Source organism: Flavobacterium resistens (assembly GCF_900182645.1).
Taxonomy (GTDB): domain Bacteria; phylum Bacteroidota; class Bacteroidia; order Flavobacteriales; family Flavobacteriaceae; genus Flavobacterium; species Flavobacterium resistens.
In genome coordinates this window covers 639,466-657,855 of record NZ_FXTA01000001.1, presented here as the reverse complement: position 1 = coordinate 657,855, position 18,390 = coordinate 639,466, and the positions used below count along the sequence as shown (strand labels likewise).

Below are 18,390 nucleotides of genomic sequence, written 5' to 3'. Positions count from 1 at the left end.
ATAAGTTTCTATAAAAAGAAACAACCAAAAAACAACCAACCCACTTGAAACTATGACTCCATTATCAATTGAAAAACGAAATGCGGTTTTGCGGTCCATGGCAAAGCTGGTCGAGCAGGAGCGGAATGAGATAATCCTAACTAATCAGGAAGATCTCGCTGATTACGATGGCTCAGATTTAGCGATGGAAGAACGCCTGAAAGTAGATGATAAAAAAGTCGATGAGATGATTTTATCATTAAACCAATTGGCTTCTCAGGAAGATCCAGTTGGAGTAGAGCGTTTTCATTTTACTCATGATAATGGAATAAAAGTTATAAATAAAACAGCCGCTTTCGGAACGATTTTAATTATTTATGAATCTCGCCCAGATGTTACAATTGAAGCAGGAGGAATCGCTTTTAAATCCGGAAATAAGATTTTATTAAAAGGAGGAAAGGAATCTCTAAAATCAAACTTAAAAATCGTAAGTCTTTGGCATAAAGCTTTAGAAGAAAACGGAGTTTCAAAAGATTGGGTGGAATATCTGAATTACAACAGAACAGAAACTCAGGCATTTTTAGAAAAACCAACTCAAAAAGTCGATTTAATTGTTCCGAGAGGCGGCGAAAAGCTAATTGAGTTTGTAAAAGCGCATGCAACTTGTCCGGTAATTGTAAGCGGACGCGGGAATAATTTTGTTTACGTTCATGAAAAAGCAGATACAGATTTAGCGTTAAAAGTGATTTTGAATGCCAAAACAGCTAAAATTTCGGCTTGTAATTCTTTGGATAAAGTTCTAATCGATTCTAAACTGCCAAATTTTGAAGGTTTCACAGCAATGTTGATTGAAGCTTTAATAGAAGCAAAAGTGGAGGTTATTGTAGATAAATCTTTAGAGAATTTTGAAAATACCAAAACAATCCAAAACGAAGATATTTGGTACGAAGAGTTTTTAGATTATAAAATCGTAATTGGAACAATTGATTCTCAGGAAAATGCGATCGAAATGATCAATAAGTATTGCGGAGGACATTCTGCAGCAATTATTACCAGAGATAGCGAAGTCGCACAACAGTTTATGGAATCGATAGATGCAGCAGCAGTTTATCAAAATGCATCAACAAGATTCACAGACGGAGGACAATTTGGTCTTGGCGGAGAATTAGCAATAAGTACAGATAAATTGCATCAAAGAGGACCAATCGGACTTCAACATTTGGTAACGAACAAATGGTACGTGTACGGAGAAGGACAGATTAGGTAATTTAGATAATGTGAAAATTGAGGCAATTAGAAAATTAGAAAATTCTAAAGAAAAAACTTAGAATCTCAGCATCTTAGAACCTTAGTATCTTTAAAAGAAATGGCAAAAAAAAGGATTTTATTAAAAATAGGAAGTAATACTTTAACCAAAGAAACCAATCATATTTCGCGGGGAAAGATTGAAGATCTTGGGATACAGATTGCAACTTTAAATGACGAATATGAGTTTATCATAGTAAGTTCGGGAGCAATTGCGGCAGCAAAACAGTTTGTGAAGCTGGATAATCAGGATAAAGATGTTTTTGTAAAACAGGCTTTGGCCTCCATCGGACAGCCTCATTTAATGCGGATTTACAATGAAAATTTTAAGGATTTAGGATTAAATACTTCGCAGTGCTTACTTTCTTATTCTGATTTCGAAAAAGAACAGACTAAAAAGAACATTGTAAATACCATTAATGTATTAGTCAAAAACAATTACATTCCGATTATTAATGAAAATGATACTGTTGCTACAGATGAGATTCGGTTTGGAGATAATGATAAATTAGCGGCTTTAACAGCAGTTCTTTTAAATGTTGATATTCTGATAATTGCTACCAATACAAACGGAATTTATACGAAAGATTCAATTCATGATGAAGTTCCGGAAACAATCAAATTGGTAGATGATTTGAAATCGCTTGAAAAAGAAATCGGCGAATCAAAATCATCACACGGAACAGGAGGAATGCAGTCCAAAATAGAAGCAGCAGGAATTGCGAAAGCAGCGAATATTGAAACCTGGATCGTAAATGGATTGAATGATAATTTTATTCTGCGGGCATTAAAAGACGAAATTCCGTTTACTAAAATAATCTAATTATTACATTATCTAAATTAATAAAAAAGACATGAACTATATTTCAATAAAAGATATCGACTCATTATCAAAATGGGTAAAAAGTGCAATAAAGATCAAAAAAGATCCGCTTAAAAATAAAAAATTAGGTAAAAACAAAACCTTAGGAATGTTATTCTTCAATCCAAGTTTAAGAACGCGTTTGAGTACTCAAAAAGCAGCTTTAAACTTAGGAATGAACGTTATGGTAATGAATTTTACCAACGAAGGCTGGACATTAGAATTCGAAGATGGAGCAGTAATGAATTCAGGTGCTTCAGAACATATTAAAGAAGCTGCAGAAGTAGTTTCTCAATATTGTGATATTATCGCAATCCGTGCTTTTGCAGGTTTGGTTGATAAAGAAAAAGATTATCAGGAAACTGTAATTTCTGGATTTCTAAAATACGCTACAGTGCCAATTGTAAATATGGAAAGCGCTGTGCGTCATCCAATGCAATCTTTGGCTGATGCGATTACGATGGAAGAACACAAAACAAAACACAAACCAAAAGTAGTGCTTTCTTGGGCACCACATCCAAAAGCGTTGCCACAAGCAGTTGCGAATTCATTCGTAGAAATGATGCAAATGCAAAAAGACATGGATTTTGTAATCACACATCCAGAAGGTTACGAATTAAGTCCAGAAATCACAAAAGATTGTAAAATCGAATACGATCAAAACAAAGCTTTTGAAAACGCCGATTTCGTTTACGTTAAAAACTGGAGTAATTTCAACGATTATGGAAAAGTAACCAACAGTGATCCAAATTGGACAGTAACAGCTGAAAAAATGGCTTTAACCAACAACGGAAAATTCATGCACTGTCTTCCAGTTCGTCGTAACGTAATTGTAAGCGATGAAGTTCTAGACGGAGAAAATTCAATCGTAATCGAACAAGCGAATAATAGAACTTACTCGGCACAATTAGTTTTGCAAAAGATTTTGAAGAAATTGTAATTTTTGAGGTACTAAGGTTCTAAGTTTCTAAGATGCTAAGAAACTACGAATAAAAACCTTAGTCCGTTAGAACCTTAGCATCTTAGAACCTTAAAAAAATGAAAGTATCAGTAATAAAAATAGGTGGAAACATCATTGACAATCCTGCAGAATTAGAGCAATTCTTAACCGATTTTTCTAAAATTGAAGGTTATAAAGTTTTAGTTCACGGCGGTGGAAAATCGGCTACAAAAATGGCGCAAAGTATTGGTTTGGTTCCGCAAATGATTGATGGACGCCGAATTACAGATGCTCCAATGCTTGATGTTGTGGTTATGATTTACGCAGGACAAATCAACAAACATATTGTGGCGCAATTACAGTCGAAAGACAATAATGCAATTGGTTTTTCCGGAGCTGACGGAAATTTAATTCAGTCAGTAAAAAGAAATCATCCAACTATCGATTACGGGTTTGTAGGAGATGTAAAACAAGTGAATACCAAATTACTGGCAACTTTATTAGAAGCTGGAGTTGTTCCTGTTTTCTGCGCGATTACACACGATAAAAATGGACAATTACTAAACACAAATGCTGATACAATTGCAAGTGAATTATCAATTGCATTATCTGAAGTTTTTGACGTTACACTAACATATTGCTTTGAAAAACAAGGTGTTTTACAAGATTCAGAAGACGATTCATCGGTGATAACAGAAATCAACGAAACATTATACAATAAACTAAAAGAAGAAAAAGTAATTCATTCCGGAATGATTCCAAAACTGGATAACTGTTTCAATAGTTTATCAAGAGGCGTACAGAAAATCAAAATTGGGCACCATAAAATGCTTCAAAACTCAGATATTCCGCATACAACGATTACATTATAAAAAATGGTGCCACGAATTGACTCTAATTTTTTCTTTTAAAAGAGAAAATAATTTTAGACGTACATTAAAAAGTTTATTTTGATTTTAAATCTTTGACAAAAAGATAATTTGTGAAAATTCGTGCAATTAGTGGCAAAAAAACAGAGCTGCGCAGTACTTTTAAAATTTAATTTTAGAAATTTGCGCCAATTAAAAATGTCACGGATTTAATTAAAAACTTTGTGACTTCGCCCCGATAGCTATCGGGATCATGGCAAAGAAACCAAACCTATGAAAAGTATAGATACGCTTACTCAGGAAGCAATTAGTTTATTGAAAAGTCTTATTGAAACCCCTTCATTTTCAAGTGAAGAAGATCAGACGGCTCTTTTAATCGAAAATTGGTTCAATCAAAATGAGATTCCTTTCAAGAGAGAAAACAATAATGTGTGGGCTTTCAACAAATATTTCGACGAGAACAAACCAACACTTTTACTAAACTCACATCACGATACTGTAAGACCCAATCAGGCGTACACCAACGATCCGTTTAAAGCGATTGAAAAAGATGGTAAATTATTCGGATTAGGAAGTAATGATGCAGGCGGATGTTTAGTTTCATTACTGGCAACATTTGTACACTTTTATGAGAATCAAAACTTATCACATAATATTGTAATTGTGGCTTCCGCCGAAGAAGAAAGCAGCGGAAAAAATGGATTAAACAGTGTTTTAAAAAGCTTGCCAGAACTAGATTGCGCTATTGTTGGAGAACCAACTTTAATGCAATTGGCAGTTGCCGAAAAAGGTTTATTAGTTTTAGATGTAAAGGTAAAAGGAACTGCAAGCCACGCCGCACATCAAAACGATGATAATGCATTATACAAATCAATTCCGGTAATGGAATGGTTTAAAAACTATAAATTTGACAAAATCTCAGATGTTTTAGGTCCTGTAAAAATGACCGTAACACAAATCAATGCAGGAAAACAGCATAATGTGGTTCCGTCAGAATGTGATTTGGTTGTAGATATTCGAGTAACAGATCGTTATACAAATGCTGAAATTTTGGAAGTTGTAAAAGCAAACGTAAATGCCGAAGTTACGCCAAGATCAATGCATTTAAATGCATCGTCTATTCCAGTTGCACACGGTTTAGTTCAGGCAGGAATTGCTTTGGGAAGAACAACGTATGGTTCACCAACGCTTTCAGATCAATCCGTTTTAAGCTGTCAGTCTTTGAAATTAGGACCTGGAGAAACGTTGCGTTCGCATTCAGCAGACGAATTTATTTTTGTAAATGAAATTGAAGAAGGAGTCGACTTGTATATCAAAATACTAACCGATTTCTTTAAATTATAAGAAAAGAAAAACCGCCACGAATTCACGAATTATTTTTTTACTATACTAAACGAAATATTAATTCGAAAAAAAATAATCGCAAAGATTTGAAAAAATAATTCGTGAATTCGTGGCGAAAAAAAACATGACCTATGAAACTTTGGGAAAAAGGAATACCAACAGATAAACAAATCGAGCAATTCACAGTTGGAAACGATCGTGAATTAGATTTGGTTTTAGCGAAATATGATGCTTTAGGTTCAATCGCGCATGCCAAAATGTTGGGTCAGATTGGTTTGTTAACTCAGGAAGAAACAACTTCTTTAGTTGATGCCTTAAACGAAATTATTGCAGATATCGTAGTTGGAAATTTTGAAATCGAAAATAGTTTCGAAGACGTGCATTCTAAAATAGAATATCTTCTAACAGTAAAACTAGGCGATGCAGGAAAGAAAATCCACACCGCGCGTTCTCGTAACGATCAGGTTTTAGTAGATGTTCATTTGTATTTAAAAGACGAATTAAAAGCGATAAAAGAACAGGTTAAAACATTGTTTGACTTGTTAATGGAATCGGCAGAAAAACATCAAAACGTTTTATTGCCAGGTTATACGCATTTACAAATCGCAATGCCATCTTCATTCGGAATGTGGTTTTCTGCTTACGCCGAAAGTTTAATTGATGATATTACAATGTTGAACGCAGCTTCAAAAATTGTAGATCAAAATCCGTTAGGATCAGCTGCAGGTTACGGAAGTTCATTTCCAATCAACAGAACATTTACAACCAAAGAATTAGGTTTTGAGACGTTAAAATACAATGCTGTTGCAGCACAAATGAGCCGTGGAAAAGCAGAAAAAACAGTTGCTTTTGCGATGACAAGCGTTGCAGGAACGTTATCAAAATTCGCCATGGATGTTTGTTTGTATATGAGCCAGAACTTTGATTTTATTGGTCTTCCAGCGCACCTTACTACAGGTTCAAGTATTATGCCTCATAAAAAGAATCCAGACGTTTTCGAATTGATTAGAGGAAAATGCAATAAGATTCAAGCGCTTCCATACGAAATCACTTTGATTACAAATAATCTTCCAAGTGGATATCATAGAGATTTACAGCTTTTAAAAGAAGGTTTATTTCCAGCGATTCAAAATCTAAAAGCTTGTCTTGACATTGCAATATTTTCAATAAAAGATATTACAGTTAAAGATCATATTTTAGAAGATAAAAAATACGATTATCTGTTTACAGTAGATACTTTAAATGAAATGGTGGTGGAAGGAATGCCGTTTAGAGATGCTTACAAAGCCGTTGCAGAACAATTGGAAGCAGGAACGTATAAATCTCCAAAAGAAACAAAACATACTCACGAAGGAAGCATTAACAATCTTTGCCTAGATGCTATAAAAGATAAAATGAAAGCAGCTTTCTAATCCATTTCGTTAGATGTAAAAAGTGAGCTGTAAAAAGTAAAAAGGTCATTGATTTTTCAATGACCTTTTTTATTGGATAATGTTTATATTTTCAAAAGCTTAAAAGTTTTACTGCGATTTTCAATCTGAACTTTGCAGATGTAAATGCCTTTTGCAAGATTTCCAACATTCAACTCTAGTTTTTCATCAGAAACAATATTTTTTGATTCCGAATATACTTTGGCGCCACTGGAAGAAAACAAATTAACATAAGCTAATCCGTTGTCAATTCCTGAAAACTCAATATTTAAAAGACGATTAATTTTGGTTGGATAATATTTAAGTTCTAAATCATTTTTGTTTTCTTTTAAGCCTAAACCATTACAACTTGATGCTATTTTTCCATCAGTAGAAACTTGAAGTGTTGCACCTGCACCACACGAAGCATTAGTTATATATCCAGCAATATCATTTACTGCAAGAGCCGTATAGGTATATGAAGGTTTTGAGACTGGGTCCCCATAATCTGCTCCGGCTTTTAGGCAGTTAGAAAATGTAATTCCAACAGTTCCGCCGTCTGTACTGATGTAATTTTTAAAAGCAGTTCCAATTTTAGCAAAATCAGTTCCTTCAACATAACAAGTCGAATTTTTATCGCCTCCGCCCAAACCGATTGCCAAAGAACCTGAAACTGACGTATTGTAATAGCAATTCAAAATATGAAGTTCAGTATTTCTACCTCTTGGCATTCTTTCTTTGCATCCTTCTGCCCAATAACAGTTTTTAAAAGTAATGCTAAAGTGACCATCAGCAGGAGCATCACTTTTATTTGAACCTACAAGATTGGTAAATCGGTGATCATCGGCTCCGCCAGAACCACCGGCTTTTGGCGTTTTTAAGTACGTAAACTTTGTCCACGAAATAGTCACATTGTCAGCAGCTCCTTTATTATCAAAATTGCCATCCATTCCATCCTGAAATTCGCAATGATCTACCCAAACATTTGTAGCTTCAGAAGTAAGATTATCATGTCCATCCACATCATAGGCGCCAGGGCCTTCAAAAATTAGGTTTCGGATAATAATATTGTCTGATCCAGATTTTAAGCTTAAAATCCCCGAACCCGCCGCAGTTTGATCAGTGTTTACTAATCGGGCTCCTGGAAGGCCAATAATAGTTTTGTTTGTGACTAACAAACTTGTGTAACTACAGTTGATTGTTCCAGAAACTAAAATAACTTGCGGCGTTGTCAGTTTTAGCTTCGCAGTTAAATCGGCATAAGTGGTCACGGTAACAGGAGTTGTGGTGCCACCTCCAGTAGCAGATGCTCCAAATCCCTCAGGAGACGTCATCACATAATTTTGTGCAGAAAGAGACAGGCTCATGAGGAAAAGAAGTGAAAACAAATTCTTTTTCATTTTAATATTTGGTTTAAGTGGTTTTGATATCGTTTTAATGTAATCGATTACACGAATGTAATTAATTAATTTTAAAGTCAGTAATATTTGTGATTTTTTTACATTTTAAGACTTTCTTTTTATAAAGAATTTGGATTTCAAAACTGTACTAAGTTCTGTTTTACAAGAATAAAGCCGAATTTATTTACAAATAAAAATCAATTGCATTAAAAAAAAACTATTTTTGATTGTACTATTAAATACAAAATATGAATAAGTTCGATGAGAAGTTTACAGAATTGCTTCGGGATAAAAATCTAATTACAGAAAATCAATACAAGGAAATTACAGCTTATCGTAATTTGGGTGTTTTTTCATTAAATGCAGAATTAAAACTGTTTTTGTATTTGTCTGTTTTACTTTTTACTTCTGGAATTGGAATCTTGATTTATGAAAATATTGATACAATTGGTCACATTGCCATTCTTTCTATTTTACTTATAGTCATTGTAGTTTGTTTTTATTATTGTTTTAAAAATTCAAAAGGTTTCCAAAAATCAGAAACCGTTTTTGAACATCCGGTTTTAGAATATTTGGTGCTTGCTGCCAATATTCTGACCTGTATTTTTATTGGTTATTTGCAGTTTCAGTACAAACCCTTTGGAGAACATTACGGATTAGCGACTTTAGTTCCAACAATTGTGAGTTTCTTTTGTGCTTATTATTTTGATAATAAAAGCGTTTTGACGATTGCAATTACTGGTTTAGCGGCTTATATAGGACTTTCGGTCACACCACAAGATATTTTTAATGACAGTAATAATTTGTATGCAAGTCAGAATTTGTATGCAAGTCAGAATTTGAGTTATTCTGCTGTAATGCTAGGTGTCTTATTAATTTTATGGACGATTTATAGTCGCAGAATTTCCTTAAAAACGCACTTTGGCTTAATTTTTCTAACTTTTGCTCTGCATATCATAAGCATAGCTTCAATTAGTAATTTAACCAGTTATGATACGCTTAATTGGATGTTATTTGCTATTGTTTTAATCGGTTCTACGTTTTATTTCTATAAAGCTAGTTATGAGAATAAAGCAATGTCTTTATATGTTTTTATGATTGTCTATGGCTATATTGGCGGAAATATAATTTTGTTCAGAATATTTGAGAATATTGATTTTTCTGATATTTGGGAGCTCTTTGTGTTTCTTTTGCCGGCTTATTTTATCGGTTCAATAGTACTGTTTATAAAATTGATTAAAAAATTCAATAAAGAAATTAGAGCATGATAGTGTACGATAAAAAAATGTTAGATAATGGAGCTTTAGTTAATGAAGCAGATACTTTATATAATGGAGGTTTTATAAGTAAGGATCAAAAGAAATTTATAGAAAAGGAATTGCCAGTTTTAAAAAGTCAAAGCAATATTCTGGTCAGAATTGGATTTTTCTTGCTGGGTTGTTTATTATATCTTTCAATTTGTGGAGCAATTTCTATATTTGGTTTAAGTGGCGAAAGTGTTTTTTTTCAAATTTGCTGTTATATTTTTGCTGTAGTTGGATTTGTCGGAGTAGAATTATTAGCAACTCAAAATTATCACAATCATGGTTTAGATGATGCGTTTATTTTAGGAGCACTGCTAAATGTCGGAATTGCAATTGCTGTCACAACAGAAGGTTATGAAGCTGTAATTGCTTTTTTTGTTTCAATTGCAGCACTTTTTATGTTTTTAAGATATCTTCATTTAGTATCAATGTTAGTTTTCTGTATAGCTACAACGGGATTTTTGTTTTTTGAAATGTTTGAATTTGGTGATATAGGAAAAACAATTTTGCCTTTTGTAGCAATGATTTCTGCAGCAATTTTATATTTTGTAACAAAAAAAACAATCTTCAATCTAAAAGAAAGTTATTATTACAACGGACTTTTATTAGCCAATAGTTTTTGTTTAATATTGTTTTATCTTTCCTGTAACTATTTAGTAGTTAGAGAGCTTTCCGCAGAATTATTAGGGAATGAAGTAAAACCAGGAACTGACATTCCGTTTGCATTTTTCTTTTATGCATTTACAATTATTGTCCCAATAATTTATTTGATTCAGGCTTTAAAAACAAAAGATAGAATAATGCTATGGATCAGTTTTTTGGCAATTGCATTTTCAATTTACACAATCCGATTTTATTATTCCGTTTTGCCAATTGAAGTTGCACTTACACTTGGCGGAGCAGTTTTATTCGCAATTGCTTTTTTTTCAATTAAAAAATTAAAAGAAAAAGAAAGTGGTTTGACTTTTAAACCAGATAGAATCAATCATTCAGATAATTTCTTAAACGCCGAAGCTTTAGTTGTAGCTTCAACTTTCGGAATGAAACCAGAAGTTAAGATAGATTCTCCAATGGAGTTTGGAGATGGAGGTTTTAGCGGAGGAGGTTCTGGAGGAAGTTTTTAGTGATATGAAAAGTTAGATGTAAATTGTAAAATGTGAAATGTTTGAATCCATCTCACATTTTACTAAAATCATTTTACAAAAACTACACTTTACTTTTTAATGCATCGGCATCAATATCGCTATGCGAAACATCGTAAACGGCTTTTCCGTTTTTGATTAAAATTAATTGTGGTGATTCATGATAAACGCCAAATTTATGTGCGATTTCATTTGAAATATCACGATACGCAATTAAATCCAGGAAATAAGCATCAACAACATCTTCAAGATCATATTCTCTTTCAAATTGTTTCAATGCCATTCGACTGATACTGCATCTTGTGCTGTGCTTAAAAATTACAACTGGCTTTTCGTTTGATATTGCTTCTATTTCCATTAATTGAAGAAGATCGGTTAATTCTGTCCAGTTCACTTTACTTTTTGGAGCTTCTGAGTTCTCTGAACTTCCGAAGATTGAATTAAAAAAACTCATATTTGACTTGTTTTATGACTTTTTGACAGCTAAATCTGATAAAAATCATGATTTTCAGGTCATTTTGTCTTTATTTTTACTATGGAATATAATTTGTCTATTCGAATACAAAGTTAGATTATTTGAGTTAAAAATTTAGCCCTATAAATCGTAACTTTAATCATATTGAATATCAAACAAATAAAATCAATCAAATCATAAAAATATGAACATAAATAAATTTACAATTAAATCGCAGGAAGCCATTCAGTTGTCGCAGCAATTAGCGCAACGAAATGGTCAGCAACAAATAGAAAATGAACACATTTTCAAAGCTATTTTTGAAGTTGATGAAAACGTAGCGCCATTTATTTTAAAAAAATTAAATGTAAATGTGCCTTTGTTTTTGCAAATTTTAGACAGTACAATTCAGAGTTTTCCAAAAGTTTCGGGAGGCGATATTATGCTTTCAAGAGACGCAAATAAAGCTTTGAACGAAGCTGAAATTATCGCACAAAAAATGAACGACGAATATGTATCGATCGAGCATTTAATTCTAGCTATTTTTGATTCCAAAAGTAAAGTTTCTCAGATTTTAAAAGATCAGGGAGTTACGGGAAAAGGTCTTAAGGCAGCTATTGAAGAATTACGTAAAGGCGAAAGAGTAACATCAGCTTCGGCTGAAGAAACTTATAATTCGTTAAATAAGTACGCAAAAAACTTAAACGAATTAGCAAGAACAGGAAAGTTAGATCCAGTAATTGGCCGTGATGAAGAAATTCGTCGTGTATTGCAGATTTTAACTCGTAGAACAAAAAACAATCCAATGTTAATTGGAGAACCTGGAGTTGGTAAAACTGCAATTGCAGAAGGTTTAGCTCATAGAATTGTTGACGGAGACGTTCCGGAAAACCTAAAAGATAAAATCGTTTTCTCATTAGATATGGGAGCTTTAATCGCTGGAGCGAAATTCAAAGGAGAATTTGAAGAGCGTCTAAAATCGGTTGTGAAAGAAGTTACAGCGGCAGAAGGTGATATCGTTTTGTTTATTGATGAAATTCATACGCTTGTAGGAGCGGGTGGAGGTGAAGGCGCAATGGATGCAGCAAACATTCTGAAACCAGCTTTGGCTCGTGGAGAATTAAGAGCAATCGGTGCTACGACTTTAGATGAATATCAAAAATATTTTGAAAAAGATAAAGCACTTGAAAGACGTTTCCAAAAAGTTTTAATCGATGAACCAGATACCGAAAGTGCAGTTTCGATTCTACGTGGTATCAAAGAAAAATACGAAACGCATCATAAAGTTCAAATTAAAGATGAGGCAATTATTGCCGCAGTTGAACTTTCACAACGTTATATTACCAATCGTTTTTTGCCAGATAAAGCAATCGACTTAATGGATGAAGCTGCTTCTAAGTTGCGTATGGAAATCAATTCAAAACCAGAAGAATTAGACGTTTTGGATCGTAAAATCATGCAATTGGAAATCGAAATTGAAGCTATCAAACGCGAAAAAGAAGAAAGTAAATTGAAAATCCTTCGCATGGATTTGGCAAACTTAAAAGAAGAACGCAACGAAATCTACGCAAGATGGAAATCTGAAAAAGATATTGTTGACGGAATTCAGGCTGTAAAACACGAAATAGAAGATTTTAAATACGAAGCAGAACGTGCAGAACGTGATGGCGATTACGGAAAAGTAGCCGAAATTCGTTACGGAAAAATAAAAGAAGCGCAAGAACGTCAGGAAACTTTGCAAAAACAATTGCAGGAATTTCAATCTGGAAATTCTTTAATTAAAGAAGAAGTTACCAGAGAAGATATTGCAGAAGTAGTAGCAAAATGGACAGGAATTCCAGTAATGAAAATGCTTCAAACAGAAAGAGAGAAACTATTGCATTTAGAAGACGAATTACATAAACGTGTAGTAGGTCAGGAAGAAGCGATAGAAGCCGTGAGTGATGCCGTTCGTAGAAGCCGTGCCGGTTTACAGGATATGAAAAAACCAGTTGGAACATTTTTATTCTTAGGAACAACCGGAGTTGGTAAAACAGAATTAGCAAAAGCGTTGGCCGAATATCTTTTTGATGATGAAAATGCCATGACACGTATCGATATGAGTGAGTATCAGGAACGTCACAGTGTGAGTCGTTTAGTTGGTGCGCCTCCGGGATATGTAGGTTATGATGAAGGAGGTCAATTGACAGAAGCAGTTCGTAGAAAACCATATTCTGTGATTTTGTTAGATGAGATTGAAAAAGCGCATCCGGATACTTTCAATATTTTATTGCAGGTTCTTGATGAAGGCCGATTAACGGACAATAAAGGGCGCTTGGCCGATTTCAAAAACACGATTATCATCATGACTTCTAACATGGGAAGCCAGATTATTCAGGAAAAATTTGAAAATCTAAAAGGCGGAGTGGAAGCGGCAACAGAAGCAGCAAAAACAGAAGTTTTAGGATTGTTGAAACAAACAGTACGACCAGAATTCATAAACCGTATTGACGAAATCGTAATGTTTACGCCGCTTACAGTCGATAATATTTCAAGAATTGTAAGTTTACAATTGAAGAGTGTTACCAAAATGTTGGCTCTACAAGGCATTACAATGGATGCAACTCCGGAAGCAATCGCCTATTTATCTGAAAAAGGATTTGATCCTCAGTTTGGAGCAAGACCGGTAAAACGAGTAGTTCAGAGAGAGGTTTTAAATCAGTTGTCAAAAGAAATTTTGGCTGGAAATATTACAACAGACAGCATTATTTTAATTGATGCATTTGACGGAAAATTGGTTTTCAGAAATCAAACTCCAACAATAGAATAATTTTTTTTTAATATTTTAATGTTTCTCAAAAACATCAAATCAGAAATGATTTGGTGTTTTTTTTTGTTCAAATGCGTAAATATTGAAACATTTTTTTTAAGTATTATAAATGAAGTTTTAAGTATAATTCTCAAATTTACAATAACTTAAAAAACATACACTTATGAACAATATATTTAGAGGATTAATCGCAGGATATGGCGCGAAAAAATTAGGAGGAGGATGTTTCGGAACTATATTAGTTTTTGTAATTATCTGGCTATTATTAGGGCAATGCAGTTAGAATTTATCCAATATTCGGCTTAGAAATTAGCAGAAAAGTGGTAGATTCGCGCAACTAAAAATAATTAAAAAGATGGGTTCAGGTTTTTTCGCTCTATTAGATGATATCGCAGCAATTATGGATGATGTTGCAGTAATGAGCAAAGTTGCAGCAAAAAAAACAGCTGGAATTTTAGGAGATGATTTGGCTGTAAATGCCGAAAAAGCTTCAGGTTTCGCATCATCGAGAGAGCTTCCGGTTTTATGGGCAATCAGCAAAGGTTCTTTATTGAATAAAATCATTATTCTTCCAATTGCATTTTTGTTAAGTGCGTTTTTTCCAGTTGCTATCATGGTAGTTTTGGTTTTAGGAGGATTGTTTTTAGCTTATGAAGGAGCCGAAAAAATCTATGAATTTATAGTTCCTCATGCACACGAAGAATCTGAAGGAATTACAGATGAAGTGCTTACTGAGGAAGAGATTTTAATAATCGAAAAAGACAAAGTAAAATCGGCAATTGTTACTGATTTTATTCTTTCTGTAGAAATCGTAATTATCGCTTTAGGAACCGTAATTGGTAAACCATTAATGTCACAAATCATCACAGTTTCAATCATTGCGCTGATAGCAACAATTGGAGTTTACGGAATTGTAGCACTTATCGTTCGTATGGATGAAGTCGGTTTTAAAATGATTCAAAGCAGTAAAAAAGAAAAAAGCCTATTAAAATTTATTGGAAATATTTTGGTTCAAGCGCTTCCAAAAGTGATTAAAGCATTAACTGTTATTGGTACAATTGCTCTGATTTTAGTAGCTGGAGGTTTGTTTGTACATTATATCCCATTTATTCATCATTTCGCTGAAGAAATTAAGATTCCATCAATTATTAAAGAATTTATTGTTGGCCTTGTTTTTGGGTTTATTGTCCTGCTAATCGTAAATCTTTTCAAAAAAATATTTAAAAAGAAAGAGCCAGTAGTTTAAATACTGATTTTAAAAATAACAAAAAACACTAGTCAAAAGGCTGGTGTTTTTTTTTGAAGCAGAAATATCAGTTTTCAGTTCAAATTCAGTCCCGCTCTCCGCTATATCTTTTCCCTGCTAAAGAAGCAGGAAAAAGGATGCCGCTTCGATCGGGGCTAGTCGAGAAGTTTTTATTTTCATAAGAAATATCGGCATTTTGAAAAAAAATATTAAAAAATAAGTTTCTGATTTATAATGATTTGAATTTTTAATCAAACTATTTAACATTTCCTCAAAGCAACCTTTGCAACGCCGCCGCATCTTCATAGTAATTAACAATTAATTATTATTTTATATGAAAAGGTTTAGATTAAAATCAGTTTTAGTAGTATTATTTTTATCAACTGCATTAATTTCATGCAGCAACGACGATGACAACGCAGAATCAGCAGTTAAAACAAAAACAGCGTTTGTAACTAAAATTGAAGGTCCGGCGACAGGAAAAGTAAACGACGAATTGAGTTATGATGTTACTTATTTAGTAGACAATGCTTGTGGAGAATTCGATAAAATTGCTGAAACTACAATTGGTGAAGCAAAAGGATTGCAAGTTGTGGCAAAATATCCAGTAGATGGAGTTTGCACACAGCAAGTTCCAGATCCTAAAAAGACAGTTTATAAATTTAAGGCAACTGCAAAAGGAACTATCGAAATCAAATTCAAAAAATCAGAAACTGAATTCCTTACTCAAAAAGTCGTAATCGAATAACAACCTTCTTAGTTGATATTTTTTTAGGTTGAAAGCCATTTTGCAAAAGTTTGAATTTTAAACTGATGTGAAATGGTTTTTTGTTTTGATTAATTGCATTGCTTTCTTTCTTCATGTTATATAAAAGTTATAGACTTTGCCAATCCTTTAAAAAGTATTATTTTTGCACTCTAAATTTTATGTCATGCCGAAAAGAAAATATAAAATATCAGTAATTCAGTTAAATCTGAATGATGTTGCTGAAAATAATCTTAAAAAATGCATCAGTTGGGTAAGAGATGCTGCAAGCCAAGGTGCAGAGGTAATCTTGCTTCCTGAATTATATAGCAGTCATTATTTCTGCCAAAGCGAAGATGTCGATAATTTTGCATTAGCAGAACCCCTTTATAGTACTTCATTTATTGCTTTCAGTGAATTGGCAAAAGAATTAGGAGTTGTGATCATTGTTCCTTTCTTCGAAAAAAGAATGGCTGGAATTTACCATAACAGTGCTTATATCATCGATACAGACGGTACGGAAGCAGGTTTGTACCGTAAAATGCATATTCCAGACGATCCTCATTTTTATGAAAAATTCTATTTTACGCCAGGTGATTTAGGATTTCAGGCAATCGAAACTAAAAAAGGAACTGTTGGAACTTTAATTTGTTGGGATCAATGGTATCCGGAAGCAGCACGTATTACAGCTTTAAAAGGTGCAGAAGTTTTATTTTATCCAACAGCAATTGGATGGCATCCAAAAGAAAAAGAACAATACGGTGAAAATCAATACGGCGCTTGGATGAACGTAATGAAAGGCCACGCAGTAGCAAACGGAGTTTTCGTAGCAGCTGCAAACCGAATTGGTCTTGAAAAATATCTTGAAGGAACTGAAGGAATTCAATTCTGGGGAGCGTCTTTCATTGCTGGGCCACAAGGTGAAATTTTAGCTCAGGCTTCACACGATAAAGAAGAAATCTTAATTGCAGAAGTTGATTTGGATTTACAGGAAAATGTTCGTCAAAACTGGCCATTCTTTAGAGACAGAAGAATTGATGCTTTTGGAGATATTACAAAAAGAGCAATTGATAAATAATTAGATTTATCTTGATATAAAGAGAAAAGGCGGTTTCAAACTATTGAAACCGCCTTTTTAAATTTAGTTATAATTGTTATTTCACCTGGAAAGTAACTCTTCTTACGATTTGTCTCGCTTCTTTAGAGTTTTTGTTAACTGAAGTATCTTCTCCGTTAGCAATTACATTCAGTCTTGAAGCATCGATTCCAGCATTAGTTGCTACTTTTTTCACAGCTTCAGCTCTTTTTCTTGATAATTCAGTATTATAATTTGAATTTCCAATTTCATCAGCATAGCCAATAATATCAGCTGATTTTCCTGGATTGTTTTTCAAGTATTTTACTAAGAAATCAACCCCAGACAAAGAAGCATTTGTAGGTTTAGAAGAATTGAAGTCGAAATAAACATTTACGTAACCTCCGTTGATCAATTCCTCAACTGTACTGTTTGTAAGACTTCCACTTCCAGCGCCTTTCTTTTCGTAAGTTTTATCTAAATAACTTTCTAGCTCATCAGGTACACCGTTTTGATTGGTATCAATAGATTGACCTTTTGTGTTTACCGCAACTCCTGCAATACTATTTGGTTCTAAATCGTATAAATCAGCAACGCCATCTTTATCAGTATCTAAAAGTCCGGTTTCTACTAAATCAACTCTTTTTTCCAATTCGGTGATTCTGTCTTCTTCTCCAACCCAATCAGCATGCTTTTCATTTTTACCTAAATAGAAAGTCAAACCAACAGAGGCATTCAATAAAACTCCGTCAAAGGTACCAGATGAAGTACTTCCCATTCCGTCAAAGTTCCAGTTTTGTTTTGCGTTTACAATTCCTGTTAGATCACCTGTTAGTGCAACTCTGTTTGATAATTTTACTTGTCCGGTTAGACCCACAATTCCGTGTCCCATATAATCCTGACCTCCAAATCCAGTTTCCGTACTAATTTGCGAAACTCCAAAACCTCCGTGTGCTAAAACGCCAATAGTATTTGTCCAAGTTTCAAAATTTAAAGCACGTCCAATGTTTACAACACCCTGGATACTTGCTCTGACATATCTGCTTTCAAAATCTGGCGTGTCATCACGTTCTGTAAACTGATCATATCCAACATCTAATTTTACTCCAAACTTTGGACTAAACATGTATCTCACACCCAAGTCAGCATGAAATGGATTTAAAGTTGAAGTCGAATAACCCGGAGTCATTGTTCGCGTTGGTTTATTAACCCCGCCATTTAATTCTATAGACCATTTGTTGTATTGTGATTGATCAACAGTTGGAGTAGTAGTGGTCGTCATATTTTGTGCGCTTGCTGAAAACGCTAATATTAAAAAGGACAGAGAGCATAATTTCTTTTTCATGATATTCAATTTTAGTTTGGTTTTTGTTTTAAACTCATGACAAAATTATGCGGTGGTTTTTAGAATGTGTTCTATTTGGTCTTACATAATTTCCACGTTTTGGCTTTTTATTATGTAAAATTCTTAACGAAATCAAAAATATAAGCATAAAAAAAGGACAAA

At 33.6% G+C, this 18,390-nt stretch carries 15 protein-coding genes; 12 read left to right on the top strand and 3 right to left on the bottom strand.

The features are described from left to right. Window positions 1-52 precede the first annotated feature (52 nt). From FN795_RS02695 to argH, 6 genes are all read left to right on the top strand, one after another. Window positions 53-1,246 carry a glutamate-5-semialdehyde dehydrogenase gene (locus FN795_RS02695; protein WP_142449261.1) on the top strand — a complete coding sequence of 398 codons (1,194 nt, stop codon included), beginning with the start codon at window positions 53-55 and terminating at the stop codon, window positions 1,244-1,246. 99 nt (window positions 1,247-1,345) lie between these two features. After that, window positions 1,346-2,107: a glutamate 5-kinase gene (proB, locus tag FN795_RS02690; RefSeq protein WP_142449260.1), complete on the top strand. Its 762-nt coding sequence runs from the start codon at window positions 1,346-1,348 to the stop codon at window positions 2,105-2,107. 31 nt (window positions 2,108-2,138) lie between these two features. After that, window positions 2,139-3,086 (top strand): N-acetylornithine carbamoyltransferase, encoded by a 948-nt coding sequence (locus FN795_RS02685; RefSeq protein WP_142449259.1) that lies wholly within the window; start codon window positions 2,139-2,141, stop codon window positions 3,084-3,086. Between the two features lie 98 nt (window positions 3,087-3,184). Then, on the top strand, window positions 3,185-3,958 hold the full coding sequence (gene argB / locus FN795_RS02680; protein WP_142449258.1) for an acetylglutamate kinase: 774 nt from the start codon (window positions 3,185-3,187) through the stop codon (window positions 3,956-3,958). A gap of 270 nt (window positions 3,959-4,228) precedes the next feature. Continuing rightward, on the top strand, window positions 4,229-5,299 hold the full coding sequence (locus tag FN795_RS02675; protein WP_142449257.1) for a M20 family metallo-hydrolase: 1,071 nt from the start codon (window positions 4,229-4,231) through the stop codon (window positions 5,297-5,299). A 131-nt stretch (window positions 5,300-5,430) separates the two neighbouring features. After that, entirely contained in the window at window positions 5,431-6,711 is a 1,281-nt protein-coding gene (gene argH, locus FN795_RS02670; protein ID WP_142449256.1) for an argininosuccinate lyase, read from the top strand. An 83-nt stretch (window positions 6,712-6,794) separates the two neighbouring features. On the opposite strand, the gene FN795_RS02665 is transcribed toward argH, so the two are convergent. After that, complete coding sequence (locus FN795_RS02665) at window positions 6,795-8,108, bottom strand: pectate lyase family protein (protein WP_142449255.1); 1,314 nt, start codon at window positions 8,106-8,108, stop codon at window positions 6,795-6,797. A gap of 248 nt (window positions 8,109-8,356) precedes the next feature. On the opposite strand from FN795_RS02665, the gene FN795_RS02660 reads away from it, so the two are divergent. Together FN795_RS02660 and FN795_RS02655 are read left to right on the top strand one after the other, a co-directional pair. Next, window positions 8,357-9,376, top strand: coding sequence for a DUF2157 domain-containing protein (locus tag FN795_RS02660; RefSeq protein ID WP_142449254.1), 1,020 nt, complete (start codon window positions 8,357-8,359; stop codon window positions 9,374-9,376). Beyond that, window positions 9,373-10,536, top strand: a complete 1,164-nt coding sequence (locus FN795_RS02655) for a hypothetical protein (RefSeq protein ID WP_142449253.1) — start codon at window positions 9,373-9,375, stop codon at window positions 10,534-10,536. The genes FN795_RS02660 and FN795_RS02655 overlap by 4 nt, the downstream gene beginning before the upstream one ends. An 82-nt stretch (window positions 10,537-10,618) precedes the next feature. Here the strand turns inward: FN795_RS02655 and ytxJ are convergent, their stop codons facing one another. Beyond that, window positions 10,619-11,008 (bottom strand): bacillithiol system redox-active protein YtxJ, encoded by a 390-nt coding sequence (gene ytxJ, locus FN795_RS02650; protein ID WP_142449252.1) that lies wholly within the window; start codon window positions 11,006-11,008, stop codon window positions 10,619-10,621. 205 nt (window positions 11,009-11,213) lie between these two features. On the opposite strand from ytxJ, the gene clpB reads away from it, so the two are divergent. The 4 genes from clpB (at window position 11,214) to FN795_RS02630 (ending at window position 16,886) form a co-directional block, all read left to right on the top strand. Beyond that, a complete protein-coding gene (gene clpB, locus FN795_RS02645) occupies window positions 11,214-13,817 on the top strand; it encodes an ATP-dependent chaperone ClpB (protein ID WP_142449251.1) in 2,604 nt (867 codons plus the stop codon). Window positions 13,818-14,172: 355 nt separating this feature from the next. Continuing rightward, window positions 14,173-15,063 carry a DUF808 domain-containing protein gene (locus tag FN795_RS02640; RefSeq protein WP_142449250.1) on the top strand — a complete coding sequence of 297 codons (891 nt, stop codon included), beginning with the start codon at window positions 14,173-14,175 and terminating at the stop codon, window positions 15,061-15,063. Window positions 15,064-15,397: 334 nt separating this feature from the next. Then, entirely contained in the window at window positions 15,398-15,811 is a 414-nt protein-coding gene (locus FN795_RS02635; RefSeq protein WP_142449249.1) for a hypothetical protein, read from the top strand. Between the two features lie 184 nt (window positions 15,812-15,995). Further along, window positions 15,996-16,886 (top strand): carbon-nitrogen hydrolase, encoded by an 891-nt coding sequence (locus FN795_RS02630; protein ID WP_035644835.1) that lies wholly within the window; start codon window positions 15,996-15,998, stop codon window positions 16,884-16,886. 76 nt (window positions 16,887-16,962) lie between these two features. Here the strand turns inward: FN795_RS02630 and FN795_RS02625 are convergent, their stop codons facing one another. Beyond that, on the bottom strand, window positions 16,963-18,228 hold the full coding sequence (locus tag FN795_RS02625) for an OmpA family protein (protein WP_142449248.1): 1,266 nt from the start codon (window positions 18,226-18,228) through the stop codon (window positions 16,963-16,965). Window positions 18,229-18,390: the final 162 nt, after the last annotated feature.

Excerpts from the sequence above, each read along its gene's own strand:
- clpB (WP_142449251.1), top strand. The coding sequence starts at position 11,214 with ATGAACATAAATAAATTTACAATTAAATCGCAGGAAGCCATTCAGTTG.
- ytxJ (WP_142449252.1), bottom strand. The coding sequence starts at position 11,008 with ATGAGTTTTTTTAATTCAATCTTCGGAAGTTCAGAGAACTCAGAAGCT.
- FN795_RS02625 (WP_142449248.1), bottom strand. The coding sequence starts at position 18,228 with ATGAAAAAGAAATTATGCTCTCTGTCCTTTTTAATATTAGCGTTTTCA.
- FN795_RS02660 (WP_142449254.1), top strand. The coding sequence starts at position 8,357 with ATGAATAAGTTCGATGAGAAGTTTACAGAATTGCTTCGGGATAAAAAT.
- FN795_RS02685 (WP_142449259.1), top strand. The coding sequence starts at position 2,139 with ATGAACTATATTTCAATAAAAGATATCGACTCATTATCAAAATGGGTA.
- FN795_RS02665 (WP_142449255.1), bottom strand. The coding sequence starts at position 8,108 with ATGAAAAAGAATTTGTTTTCACTTCTTTTCCTCATGAGCCTGTCTCTT.
- FN795_RS02675 (WP_142449257.1), top strand. The coding sequence starts at position 4,229 with ATGAAAAGTATAGATACGCTTACTCAGGAAGCAATTAGTTTATTGAAA.
- argB (WP_142449258.1), top strand. The coding sequence starts at position 3,185 with ATGAAAGTATCAGTAATAAAAATAGGTGGAAACATCATTGACAATCCT.
- proB (WP_142449260.1), top strand. The coding sequence starts at position 1,346 with ATGGCAAAAAAAAGGATTTTATTAAAAATAGGAAGTAATACTTTAACC.
- FN795_RS02655 (WP_142449253.1), top strand. The coding sequence starts at position 9,373 with ATGATAGTGTACGATAAAAAAATGTTAGATAATGGAGCTTTAGTTAAT.
- FN795_RS02630 (WP_035644835.1), top strand. The coding sequence starts at position 15,996 with ATGCCGAAAAGAAAATATAAAATATCAGTAATTCAGTTAAATCTGAAT.
- FN795_RS02635 (WP_142449249.1), top strand. The coding sequence starts at position 15,398 with ATGAAAAGGTTTAGATTAAAATCAGTTTTAGTAGTATTATTTTTATCA.
- argH (WP_142449256.1), top strand. The coding sequence starts at position 5,431 with ATGAAACTTTGGGAAAAAGGAATACCAACAGATAAACAAATCGAGCAA.
- FN795_RS02695 (WP_142449261.1), top strand. The coding sequence starts at position 53 with ATGACTCCATTATCAATTGAAAAACGAAATGCGGTTTTGCGGTCCATG.
- FN795_RS02640 (WP_142449250.1), top strand. The coding sequence starts at position 14,173 with ATGGGTTCAGGTTTTTTCGCTCTATTAGATGATATCGCAGCAATTATG.